An 11,962-nucleotide genomic window follows, 5' to 3' on the forward strand; every position below is an offset into this window, starting at 1 on the left:
CGGCGTCGGATGGCCCGTCAAGGCGGGAGGCGACCATTCCATCTATAAAGCGACTACAAACAAAACTGCGATAATTTATCTTATGTTAAATATCTAAAATCCACAGATAGCGTCACCTTGCAAGTCTTCTCGCCCGTCCGCAACCCGGTCCCGATAGTCCTCAATCATTGGGCCGATTGCCTGCATCGCTTGCTCATTAAGCCAGTGGCCGCCGTTCCTGCTCGATCCACATTTCCCGGTCGGCGCCTCGCTGCTGAAACGCGCCATGCGTGCACCAGCGCGCATCGACTTTCTCGCCGCCGGGCACCTGCGCTGCCGTGACTCGCCGCGTTGCTTTGCTCTAACAGAAAAGAAAAGCTCCCCAAGCGGCGCTTCGATACGCCAGATATCCGCGTGTTTCGCGCGTTGCACTCGCAGTGAGAGTGCAACCCAGTAAAAGCCCTGGTCGGTTACCTCAATGCCGCGCAGTATCATCGAGTCACATTTATAGAACGTTGTTCTGTCAGAAAGAACGATTAGACACGCAAACGAAGCGTTCAGGAGATTCCGATGTCCAGCTTGCCAATCGGAGCGACGCGTGCGTCGCCCCGGGACCATGCCGCCGCGCCTGCCAGTGCGGCCGAGATCAACGCGCGCATTGATCGCCTGCCGGCGACGCGCACTATCTGGACGCTCGTGCTCCTGCTTTCGTTGGGGGGCTGGTTTGAGTTCTACGACTTGTTTTTCACGGCCTATGTCGGGCCAGGCCTTGTGAAGAGCGGGCTCTATTCGACCACCACGGCTTCGTTCTTCGGCTTCTCGGGTCTCGGCGCATTCGTGGCGGCGTCGTTCGCGGGGCTCTTCATCGGCACGTTCTGCCTGACCGGTCTTGCCGACCGCTATGGCCGCCGTACCCTGTTCACTGCATCGCTGCTTTGGTATTCGGTTGCGACCTGCATCATGGCGCTGCAGACAAGCGCGCCCGGCATCAGCCTGTGGCGCCTCATCGCGGGCATTGGCGTCGGGGTCGAACTCGTCACCATCGACACCTATGTGAGCGAACTCGTGCCCAAGCACATGCGCGGTCGCGCGTTTGCGTTCGTGCATCTGGTGCAGTACACAGCCGTGCCGGCCGTCGCGTTGCTCGCGTGGTGGTTCGTGCCGCGCGCGCCGCTCGGCTTCGACGGCTGGCGCTGGGTCGTGATGTTCGGCGCGTTCGGCGCGCTCATTGCCTGGGCGATCCGCCGCCGCGTGCCCGAGAGCGCGCGCTGGCTCGCCCAGCGCGGCCGCACCGAGGAGGCCGCGCGCATTCTCGCGAGGCTCGAAGCGAAGATCGAGGCGCAGCATGGGCGCCCGCTGTCCGCGCCCGTCGTCGAATCGGCCGGCGCGCAAACACTCGTCAAGGCGCGCTTCGCCGAGATCTGGCAGCCGCCTTACCGTCGCCGCACGGTCACGCTGCTCGTCTTCAATCTGTTTCAGGCTATCGGCTTCTATGGCTTCGCCTCGTGGGTGCCGACGCTCCTCGTTTCCAAGGGCATCGCGGTCACGCACAGCCTGCTCTACTCGTTCGTGATCGCCGCGTCGAATCCGTTCGGTCCGCTGCTCGGCATGGCAATTGCCGACCGCATCGAACGCAAGACGCTCGTCGTGCTCTCCGCGCTCGCCATCGCCGTCTGCGGCACGCTGTTCGCCATGCAAACGTCGGCCGGCATGCTCATGTTCCTCGGCGTGCTCATCACGCTTGGCGGCACGCTGCTCTCGGTCGGCTATCACGCATACCAGGTCGAGCTGTTCCCCACTCGCATGCGCGCCACGGCCGTTGGCTTCGTTTATTCGATGTCGCGCCTCTCCGCGATGTTCTCGGGCTTCATGATCGCGTTCGCGCTGCGCCACTTCGGTGTGCCAGGCGTTTTCGCGCTGATCACGGGCGCAATGATCGTGGTGATGGCGGCCATTGGCATCTTCGGGCCGCGCACGAAAAATCGCGCGCTCGACGACATCTCCCGCTAATTGATTCAATATGAGGCTGTCACCATGCTCCCGTTAGCCGGCGTGCGCGTCCTGGATCTGTCGAATGTGCTCGCGGGTCCGTTCTGCGCCTATCAACTCGCGCTCTTCGGCGCCGAAGTCACCAAGGTCGAGCATCCCGAAGGCGGCGACCTTGCGCGGCGCCTCGGAGCCGACAAGGACGCCGCTGCGCGCAATATGGGCGCGTCGTTCGTGGCCGTGAATGCGGGCAAGCGCTCGATCACGCTGAACCTGAAGGACCCGCGCGGCAAGGCCATTCTGCTCGATCTGGTGCGTCACGCCGAGGTCCTCGTCGAAAACTTCCGCCCCGGCGTGATGGAGCGCCTCGAACTCGGCTACGATCAGTTATCCAAAGTGAATCCCGCATTGGTCTACTGCGCGATTTCCGGTTTCGGCGACGAGGGCGAGTTGTCGCGCCGCCCCGCTTACGACCAGATTGTTCAGGGCATGTCCGGCGTGATGAGCGTGACGGGCGACGCGCACAGCGCGCCGCTGCGCGTGGGCTACCCCGTCTCCGATACGGTGGGCGGCCTCACTGCCGCATTCGGCATTTGCGCGGCGCTCGTCGACGCACGCACGAGCGGCCGCGGGCGGCGCCTCGACGTTTCGATGCTCGAAGCCACGCTCGCGACCATGGGCTGGGTCGTATCGAACTATCTGAACGCCGGAGTCGAGCCCGCACCGATGGGTAACGAGAATTTCACGGCGGCACCCTCGGGCACCTTCCGCACCGGTGCAGGGCTGCTCAATATCGCGGCAAACGAAGCGCGCCAGTTCGAAAGCCTGTGCGAGGCGATCGGCCGCCCGGACCTGCCGCGCGACGAGCGGTTTGCCGCGCGCGATACGCGCAAGCAGTATCGCGAAGCGCTCAAGGCCGAGATCGAAACCGCGCTCGCCGCAGACAGCGCGGCCAACTGGGAAACGCGCCTGCTCGAGCGCGGCGTGCCCGTGGGCCGCGTGCTCTCGGTGCCCGAAATCCTCGCGCATCCGCATCTGGCCGAACGGCGCTTCATACGCGAGTTCGAGGCGGCACAGGGCGAAGCCGCGCAACGCGTGACGCGCGCGGGCCTGCGGCTCGCCGATGCCGACGCCGCGCCCGCCACGCCCGCGCCGACGCTCGGCGCCCACACGCGCGAAACACTTGCACAACTCGGTTACGAAGCCGCCCAAATCGACGCCCTCCACCAGGGCGGAGTGATCTGATCATGCCGACGACGAATACGACCACGCCCGATCTCGCCGCCCTTTGCGCCGACTACTGGAGCACCTCGATCATCGACATCCATCCGGGCTCGATCAAGGTGCGCGGCTATCCGATCCAGGAACTGATCGGCAACGTGAGTTTTCCGCAGATGATCTGGCTGATGCTGCGCGGCGAGCTGCCCGGCGACGAGGAGGCGACGCTGCTCGAAGCGGCGCTCGTGGCCTCGGTCGATCACGGGCCGCATGCGCCTTCAATCGCGATCTCGCGCATGGCCACGAGCTGCGGCTTGCCTATCAACGGTGCCATGGCGTCCGCGCTCAACGCACTCGACGACGTGCACGGCGGCGCCGGCCAGCAGGCAGTCGAACTCTATGCCGACATCGCCGCTCGCATCGTGGCAGGCACCTCGTTCGAAGCGGCAGTCGAAGCGGGCGTAGACGAATTCATCGCCGCTCACGGCAAGTATCTGCCGGGCTTCGGCCATCGCTTTCACCCGGTCGATCCGCGCGCAGGACGGCTGCTCGCCCTCGTCGATGCGCGTGTGGCGTCCGGCACGATCAAGGGCCGCTATGCCGCGATTGCGCGCGGCATCGAAGCCTTGCTGAAGAAGCGCAAGGACCGGCCCGTGCCGATGAATATCGACGGCGTAACGGCCGTTATCTACGCCGAACTGGGCTTTGCGCCCGAACTGGCGCGCGGCGTGTTCTGCCTCTCGCGTGCGGTGGGCATCCTTGCGCATGCGTGGGAGCAGCGCGGGCGCGGCGAGCGCAACAAGGGACCCATGCCGCGCCAGATTCCGTATGCCTATACTGGCGCGCCTGAGCGGCATCTGGAGCAGTCCTGATCAACGTGCCGTGAAAGCACGTGTGTGCAAGCGGCGTCTTGCGCCCGCGGCGTTTGCACCAGCCGCACGCAGCTTCAGGCGTCCTGGCGTGTGTGCGCAGCGTGCGCACGCCGGGCGGCGCGCAGCGCGCGCGAGTCGCCGCCCAGCGCGTCGGTAGCGCGTATCGCGCAATCGAACAGTGCATCGAGATGGCGCTCGACGAACGCCCCGTCGATGCGCGAACTCGGCCCGGCGAGCGTGAGCACGCCGCGCAAGGCATCGTGAACGCCGAATACGGGCATGGACACGCCTGCGGTTTCGCGGTCGCGCTCCCCGATCGAGATGCAGTAGAAGTCGTGACGAATGGTCTCGAATGGCTCGCCCGGCTCGCCGCTGAATGCCAGCAGCGCGCGACCGCCAGATCCGCTTTCGAGCGGCAGCACGTCGCCTTCGCGCACATGGTGGCGCACTACATGATGGGAATCGACACGATGCAGGCACACGCGCACCGTGTTGTCACGCACGTAGAACGAAACGCTCTCCCCGCTCGCTGCCGCCAGATCACGCATGAGCGGCAGCAGAATGTCGCCCATGTTGAGGCTTCGCTGGTAGAGCGCGCCCAGCGCGAACGTGGCGGGGCCGAGCTGGTAGCGGCCGTCGTCGAGGCGCAGCAGCAGGCGATGCTGTATCAGCGCGCCGGCGAGCCGCAGCAACGTGCTTTTATAGAGGCCCGTGCGCGCCGCGAGTTCGGCGAGCGTGAGCGCGCTGTCTGCTGGTCGAAACGCAAACAGGATGGCACACGCGCGGTCGATGACAGCGACACCTTCTTCTTTCTTGACCGTACCAGCCGGGTCTTGCGCAGGCATGAATGGAAAACGCGGGGATTGGGAATGCGTTCGATTTTACGCGACTTGCCGGCTTCCGGGTGCGGCTGCCGCCCTCACCTTCGGCTCCACCCTTGTTGCTCGATACACGTTTCGCGCGCGTTACTTTGCCCGCGCCACCGAATCGCGCATCGTCACGCTCACCGGGAACGTCCGCTCGATCGGCCACTGCGTGCCGTAGCACTGGTTGATGAGCCAGCGCACCGCGTTGCGCGTGAGTTCCGCGGTGGGAATGTGCACCGAGGTCAGTGCCGGCGCCATGTAGGCCGCCGAATAGTCGTCGTCGTAGCCGATCACCGAAACGTCGTGGGGCACGCGCAACCCTGCCTGATGCAGGCGCGCGAGCGCACTCATGGCCATCGTGTCGTTCGCGCAGAATAACCCGGTGAAGCGGTGCTTGCGTTCGAGGAGCGTCCCGGCCGCCACATAGCCGCCTTCGGGCGAGAAGTCCGAGACGATATGCGGCACGGTTCTACGCTCGATGCCGTGACGCGCCAGCTCGGCGAAGAAGCCATGCAGACGCGCCGCATTGTCCGATGACGTGGACGGGCCGCCGATCACCGCAAGCTCGCGATGGCCGTGCTCGATCAGCGTGCGGGCAGCCATCTCGCCGCCGTGAAAGTGATCGGCGCAAAACGACGCTTCGGGCAACTGATCGAATGAGCGATTCAGGAAGGCCATGCGCGGGTGCATGGCGTGCAGCATCTGCAGGTCGTCGTCGTACAGATCGTGGCTGATGACGACCACGCCGTCGCAATCGCGGCCAATCAGGAAACGCACGGCCTCGATGGCCTGCTCGCGCGGCGAGGCTTCGCCGCAACCGGTGGCCACCACCACATGGCGCCGCACGGCACGCAGCTGCGTATCGGTTTCCTTCAGGATGGTGCCGTAGTACGAACCAAAAAACGTCGGTACGAAGATACCGATGATGCCGAGCGACTTCGTGGCCATCGCCCGGCCGATGGACGAAGGCCGGAAATTGAGCTGCTCGATCGCAGCCTGCACGCGCGCGGCCGCGTCCGCCGACACCGGACCGTTGCCCGATATCGCCCGCGAAGCCGTCGAAAGGCCCACACCGGCCAGCGCCGCCACGTCTTTCAGGGTCGCCACGTTCCTGGTCTCTCTTTCTTTGTCGGTCATGCGCATCAAATCCGCGCGCCGGTTTCCTCGTCGAACAGCGAGACATGCGCACCGTCGATGGAGAACGGCACCGCCGCCCCACTCGCAAGCGGCGCCTTGTCCTGATCGATCGACGCGATCAGCCCCCCCTGATGCTCGATCCACAGGACACGATGATTGCCCATGGGCTCCACCAGCGTCAAGCGGCCTTCCCACGTCGTTTCATGCGCTCGCGCAGCACTGCCCGAGCGCACGTCTTCCGGGCGCACGCCGAGCACGCAGGCGCGCGTCGGATCGGGCGTGCCCTTGAACGCGTAAGCCGAAACATCCACGTCGAGGCCCGGGCCCCGAAAGCGCAGGCGGCCTTCGTCGGCTTCGAGCCTGCCCCGCAGCAGGTTCATCGGCGGCGCGCCGAGGAAGGTCGCGACGAACAGGTTCTCGGGGCGCGCGTAGACTTCGGCCGGCGTGCCGAACTGCTGGATCGCCCCGCCCTTCATCACCGCCATGCGCGTGGCAAGCGTCATCGCCTCGACCTGATCGTGCGTCACGTAGATCATCGTCGCGCCGAGTTGCTGGTGCAGTTGCTTGAGTTCGCGGCGCAGTTCGGTGCGCAACTTGGCGTCGAGATTCGAGAGCGGCTCATCGAACAAGAACACGTCCGCCTCGCGCACGAGTGCGCGCCCGATCGCCACGCGTTGGCGCTGGCCGCCCGAGAGCTGCGCGGGCTTGCGCGAAAGCAGTGGCCCGAGCTGCAGCATGTCGGCGGCGCGCTTGACGCGGCGGTCGATCTCCGCCTTCGGCGTGCCATTGATACGCAAGGCGAACGAGAGATTTCGCTCCACGTTCATGGTCGGATAGAGCGCGTACGACTGGAACACGAGCGCCACGCCCCGATCCTTCGGGTCCGCCCATGTCATGTCCTCGCCGCCGATCTCGATGCTGCCGTCGGTCACGTCGACGAGGCCCGCAATGCTGTGCAGCAAGGTGGATTTGCCGCAGCCCGAAGGCCCGAGCAGCACGACGAACTCGCCTGCGCGCACATCGAGATCGAGTTCGTCGATCACCGTGTTCGCGCCGAGGTCGATGCGCAGATTGCGTACGGAAACGTTCGTGAGGTTGCCCATGCCCTGCTCCTAGCCTTTCACCGCGCCCGAGGCGATGCCGCGCACGAACCAGCGCCCGGAAATGAAGTAAACCGCGAGCGGCACGGCCGACGTGAGGATCGTCGCGGCCATGTTGACGTTATAGATACGCTCGCCGGTCGTCGTGTTGATGATGTTGTTCAGCTGCACCGTCATTGGCAGGTTTTTCGTGCCCGCGAACACGAGGCCGAGAATGTAGTCGTTCCAGATGCCGGTGACCTGCATGATGATCGCCACGACGATGATCGGCACCGACATGGGCAGCATGAGCTGCACGAAGATGCGCCAGAACCCGCCGCCGTCGATGCGCGCGGCCTTGAACAGCTCCTGCGGCAAGGACGCGTAGTAGTTGCGGAACAGGAGCGTCATGACCGGCATGCCGAAGATCGTGTGAATCACGACGATGCCCGGCAGCGAACTGAACAGATGCACGAAGGCCAGTACGCGCACGAGGGGGTACACCATCACCTGCACGGGGATGAAGGCGCCCGCGAACAGGATGCCGAACAGCACGCCCGCGCCGCGCGGCCGCCAGAACGACAGCGCGTAGCCATTCACGGCACCCACGGCGATGGAGATGGCCGTGCTTGGCACGACGATGCGCACTGAATTCCAGAAGCCCACGCGAATGCCGTTGCAGTCGAGTCCCGTACACGCGGAGGACCACGCGTCGCGCCACGGCGCGAGCGTGAAATGCAGCGGCAGCGCGAGCAGATGACCGAGGCGGATCTCGGTCATCGGCTTGACCGAAGTCACCAGCATCACATAGAGCGGCAGCAGGAAAAACAGCGCTGCCGTGAACAGAAACGCATACACGCCGAGCCGCGCGGGCGTGAAGCGGCTGCGCGGCCTGCGCCGCTTTTGCGCCGCCCGCGCCCGAGCAGGCGTGGGACGCAGCGAATCGGCCATCGGCGTGCTCATGCCCGGTCTCCTTTGAGGGCCGCGCGGCTGCGCGCGTAGAAGAATGGCGCAAGAATCGCGAGCACGGTGGCGAGCAGCACGATCGACGCTGCCGAAGCGAGCCCGATGTTCGCGCGATTGAACAGATAATCCATGATGAATTTCGCGGGCACCTCGCTCGCGGTGCCGGGGCCGCCCTGGGTCATCGCGACCACGGCGTCGTAGAGCTTCACGACCATCACGAAGAGCAGCACGAATGCCGTGGAAAGCGAGGTCTTGAGCATCGGCACGACGATGCTCGCATACACGCGCCAGCGCGGAATGCCGTCGAGGCGCGCGGCCTTCCATATTTCGTCGTCGATCCCGCGCAGGCCCGCGAGCATGAGCGCCATCACGAGACCCGAAGCCTGCCACACCGTGGCGATCACGAGCGTGTAGATCGCGAAGCGCTGCGTGACGATCCAGTCGAAGCGCGCATGCTCGAATCCCATGTGCCGCAGCACGGCCTGCACGCCGAGTTCGGGGTTGAGGATCCACTGCCAGACAAGGCCCGTTGCGACGAACGACATCGCATAGGGATAGAGAAACACCGTCCGCAGCGCGCCTTCCGCCACGACGCCCTGGTCGATGAAGATCGCGAGCAGCAGCCCGATCACGAGGCACGCCGCGATGAAGCATGCGCCATAGATCACGAGATTCTGCAGCGACAGGATCCAGCGGTCGTTCTGGAAGAGCCGCACGTACTGCGTGACACCCGCGAAGGTGTTGGTGGGCAGCGAGCGCGAGAAGCTGAGCGAGACGCGCGCGGTAAACAACATCGTGCCCAGATACGCGAACAGGACCGTCGCCGCCATGGGCGCGAGCGCGATCCAGGCGGCGAGCGAGAGCCGCCTGCGCGCGGGGCGAACGCCGCGCGCTTGCCCCGCTTGACGTTTGGCCGGATGCAGCTTGGCGGCGTACATGATTGCGCTCAGCTCTTGATTGCGGAGGCGAAGGCCTTCTGCGCGTCTTCGGCCGACTGGTTCTTGTTCCAGAAGTTCGTGATGACATCCTGGAGCGCGCCCTGGACATCGGGCGGAATCAGCATTTCCGGATTCGGCAGTTGCCGCGACTTGTCCTTCATGATCGCCATGCCCTCCTTCGCGCAGATGTCGAAGCCCGAGGTGTCCACGTCGGGGCGGACCGGAATCGAGCCCTTCTTCTGGTTGAACGCGACCTGCGCGGCAGGCGACGTCATCACCGTGGCGAGCAGTTGCTGCGCCTTGATCTGCTCGGGATTGTCGGTCTTCGGGAACACGAACACGTCGCCCGCGATCATGTACGGCGAGTTCTTGAAGCCGGGGAAGCATCCGAAATCCTTGCCCGCCACCTGGTTCGCCGCCGAGAACTCGCCCTTGGCCCAGTCGCCCATGATCTGCATGCCCGCCTTGCCGGAGATGACGAGCGCCGTCGCGTCGTTCCAGTTCCGGCCCGGCGAGCCCGGATCCACATAATTATGCAACCGCTTGAAGGTCGTGAGCACGTTGCGGAACACAGGCGAATTCACGGCATTCGCGTCGCGGTCGCGGTAGACCTTCATGTAGAGATCGCGGTCCATGTCGGCGAAAATGGCGTCGAAGGTGATCTTCTCCTGCCACGCCTGGCCGCCCAGCGCGAGCGGAATCAGGCCGGCCGCCTTGAGCTTGTCGAGATCGGCGAAAAGTTCGTCGAAATTCTGCGGTTCACCCTTGATGCCCGCCTTCGCAAAAGCGGGCTTCGAATAGAAGAACCAGTCCTGCATGTGAATGTTCACGGGCGTCGCGTAGTAGTGCCCGTTGATCCGGATCGCGTTGACGATCGACTCGGGGAAGATGGTGCCCCAGTTCTCCTTCGTCGCCACCGCATCGACATTGTTCAGGAGTCCCTGGTCAATGAGATCGTGAAACTGCCTGGACGTATTGAACTGAGCGGCGGTGGGCGGTTCGCCGCCCACGATGCGGTTGATTGCCGTTGCACGCGCCTGGTCCGCACCGGCGATCGCGTTGTCCACCCACTTGCCGCCCGCCTGGTCGTAGGCGAGCGCGAACTGCTTGATCGCGGCCGACTCGCCGCCCGACGTCCACCAGTGAATCACGTTGGCCTTGAGCGGCTCCGCGGCGTGGGCCGCGAACGCGCCGGCCAGTGCGAGAGCGGCCACGATGCCGCGCAGAACGGGTGCGTTGTGCTTCATTGCGTCTCCTGTCGATCCGGAGCGGGCGCTTCAGCTGTCGCCTGGCGTCAGTGCGTTCGGCACCGGCGTCGGGCCCATGCAGGGCTCCGGTCGCTCCGGGTTGGTCTGCAAAAGCTTATGGTTGGAAGTGTCGCGGCCACGGCGCGTCAAGCGGCATGCCCGAGCGTCGCATGCCATGCCGTGGTTGTCACGCTAGTTGTTGCCCTTGCCCGGGAACCCTGTCAAACACCCTGGCGCGCCTTCAAGCGCCTTCAAGCGCCGTCGAGCGCGCGCCGCTGCGCGATGAAATGCGCGATGAGTTCCGCACTGCGCTTGGGCGTGCGAACCTGCGTGTCGTAATCGACATGCACGACGCCAAAGCGCCGCTCGTAGCCGAATGCCCACTCGAAATTGTCGAGCAGCGACCACACGAAATAGCCGCGCACGTCCACGCCGGCCTTGATCGCGGCGTCCACGGCGGCCAGGTGGCGCTTGAGGAACGAGATGCGCTGCGTGTCGTTCACTTCGCCGCCGATGACGCGGTCGTCCGAGGCCATGCCGTTTTCGGTGATATAGATGGGCGGCAGGTTCTCGTAGTTGCGCCCAAAACCGGTCAGCAGGTCGCGCAGGCCGTCGGGGTGAACCTCCCACCCCATCTGTGTGCGCTCGACATCCTTCAACGGCACTTCGACAAAGCCGTGCGCGCCATCGCTCTTCACATTGGTGCGGAAGTAGTAGTTGATGCCGAGGAAATCGAGCGGCGCCGAGATCGTCTTCATGTCGCCTTCGAGCACGAGCGGCTCGGTGCCCGGCCACAACGCGAACAGCTCCTCAGGATACGCGCCCTTGAGCAGCGGATCGAGAATCCACGCGTTGTGCTGCACTTCGAAGCGGCGTGCGGCGCGCACATCTTCCGGCGACGAGGAATCGGGTGTCCCCCGCCCCACGTTCGCAACGATGCCCTTGGTCGAGCCCGGATCGTTCGCGCGCAGCGCGCCGGTTGCGAGGCCGTGGCCGAGCAGCAGATGATGCATGGCCTGCGTGGCGTAGCGGGCGTTCGCGAGGCCGGGGGCATGATGGCCGTTGCCGTAGCCGAGGTATGCCGAGCACCACGGCTCGTTGAGCGTCATCCATGCATCGACGAGGCCGGATAGTTCGCGGCTCATGAGGTCCGCGTAGTCGGCGAAGCGGTACGCGGTGTCGCGGTTGAGCCAGCCGCCGCGATCTTCCAGATGCTGCGGCAGGTCCCAGTGGTAGAGCGTGGCGAAGGTGCGCACGCCCTTCTGCCTCAGACGTTCCAGCAAACGCTTGTAGAACGCGATGCCTTTGGCGTTGGGCCGCCCCGCCTCGTCCATCACGCGCGGCCAGGCGATCGAAAAGCGATACGCCTCGAAATTCAGGCTTTCGAGCAGATCGAGGTCAGCCTCCCAGCGGTGATAGTGGTCGCAGGCCACGGCGCCCGTGTCGCCCGCGAGCACCTTGCCCGGCATGGCGCTGAAGGTGTCCCAGATCGACGGCAGGCGGCCGTCCTCGTGGATCGCGCCTTCGATCTGATACGAAGCCGTCGCCGCGCCAAGCAGAAAGTCGCTGCGCCACAGTGCCGAGCTGGCGGGCGGGGTGAACGGATCGTTGGCAACTGCGGCGTCGGAATGCGGCAATGCGGTGTCCTGATTCACGAAACCTCCTGCGCGGGAA

At 65.0% G+C, this 11,962-nt stretch carries 10 protein-coding genes and 1 pseudogene; 3 read left to right on the forward strand and 8 right to left on the reverse strand.

The window, feature by feature from the left end:
* Window positions 1-196 precede the first annotated feature (196 nt).
* A pseudogene (locus tag BHE01S_RS39860) lies at window positions 197-322 on the reverse strand (hypothetical protein); the annotation flags it as partial.
* A gap of 242 nt (window positions 323-564) precedes the next feature.
* On the opposite strand from BHE01S_RS39860, the gene BHE01S_RS16040 reads away from it, so the two are divergent.
* Genes BHE01S_RS16040 through BHE01S_RS16050 form a run of 3 tightly spaced genes read left to right on the forward strand, consistent with a single transcriptional unit; the run spans window position 565 to window position 4,055 of the window.
* Window positions 565-1,989, forward strand: coding sequence for an MFS transporter (locus BHE01S_RS16040; RefSeq protein ID WP_042265846.1), 1,425 nt, complete (start codon window positions 565-567; stop codon window positions 1,987-1,989).
* A gap of 24 nt (window positions 1,990-2,013) precedes the next feature.
* Window positions 2,014-3,210, forward strand: coding sequence for a CaiB/BaiF CoA transferase family protein (locus BHE01S_RS16045; RefSeq protein ID WP_042265686.1), 1,197 nt, complete (start codon window positions 2,014-2,016; stop codon window positions 3,208-3,210).
* A 2-nt stretch (window positions 3,211-3,212) separates the two neighbouring features.
* Window positions 3,213-4,055 (forward strand): citryl-CoA lyase, encoded by an 843-nt coding sequence (locus BHE01S_RS16050; protein WP_042265687.1) that lies wholly within the window; start codon window positions 3,213-3,215, stop codon window positions 4,053-4,055.
* A 74-nt stretch (window positions 4,056-4,129) separates the two neighbouring features.
* Here the strand turns inward: BHE01S_RS16050 and BHE01S_RS16055 are convergent, their stop codons facing one another.
* From BHE01S_RS16055 to BHE01S_RS16085, 7 genes are all read right to left on the reverse strand, one after another.
* Window positions 4,130-4,900, reverse strand: a complete 771-nt coding sequence (locus BHE01S_RS16055) for an IclR family transcriptional regulator (protein WP_042265688.1) — start codon at window positions 4,898-4,900, stop codon at window positions 4,130-4,132.
* A 120-nt stretch (window positions 4,901-5,020) separates the two neighbouring features.
* A complete protein-coding gene (locus BHE01S_RS16060) occupies window positions 5,021-6,028 on the reverse strand; it encodes a LacI family DNA-binding transcriptional regulator (RefSeq protein WP_174479508.1) in 1,008 nt (335 codons plus the stop codon).
* 35 nt (window positions 6,029-6,063) lie between these two features.
* Window positions 6,064-7,161 (reverse strand): ABC transporter ATP-binding protein, encoded by a 1,098-nt coding sequence (locus tag BHE01S_RS16065; protein WP_042265689.1) that lies wholly within the window; start codon window positions 7,159-7,161, stop codon window positions 6,064-6,066.
* 9 nt (window positions 7,162-7,170) lie between these two features.
* The gene (locus BHE01S_RS16070; protein ID WP_157025437.1) at window positions 7,171-8,088 is read right to left on the reverse strand and encodes a carbohydrate ABC transporter permease; all 918 of its coding nucleotides are present in this window, start codon (window positions 8,086-8,088) and stop codon (window positions 7,171-7,173) included.
* Window positions 8,089-8,096: 8 nt separating this feature from the next.
* Window positions 8,097-9,041 carry a carbohydrate ABC transporter permease gene (locus tag BHE01S_RS16075; protein WP_042265691.1) on the reverse strand — a complete coding sequence of 315 codons (945 nt, stop codon included), beginning with the start codon at window positions 9,039-9,041 and terminating at the stop codon, window positions 8,097-8,099.
* A gap of 8 nt (window positions 9,042-9,049) precedes the next feature.
* Window positions 9,050-10,288, reverse strand: a complete 1,239-nt coding sequence (locus tag BHE01S_RS16080; protein WP_042265692.1) for an ABC transporter substrate-binding protein — start codon at window positions 10,286-10,288, stop codon at window positions 9,050-9,052.
* 251 nt (window positions 10,289-10,539) lie between these two features.
* The gene (locus BHE01S_RS16085) at window positions 10,540-11,943 is read right to left on the reverse strand and encodes a GH1 family beta-glucosidase (protein WP_042265694.1); all 1,404 of its coding nucleotides are present in this window, start codon (window positions 11,941-11,943) and stop codon (window positions 10,540-10,542) included.
* Between the last annotated feature and the right edge of the window lie 19 nt (window positions 11,944-11,962).

Origin of the sequence: Paraburkholderia heleia NBRC 101817 (genome assembly GCF_000739775.1) — a bacterium.
Taxonomy (GTDB): domain Bacteria; phylum Pseudomonadota; class Gammaproteobacteria; order Burkholderiales; family Burkholderiaceae; genus Paraburkholderia; species Paraburkholderia heleia.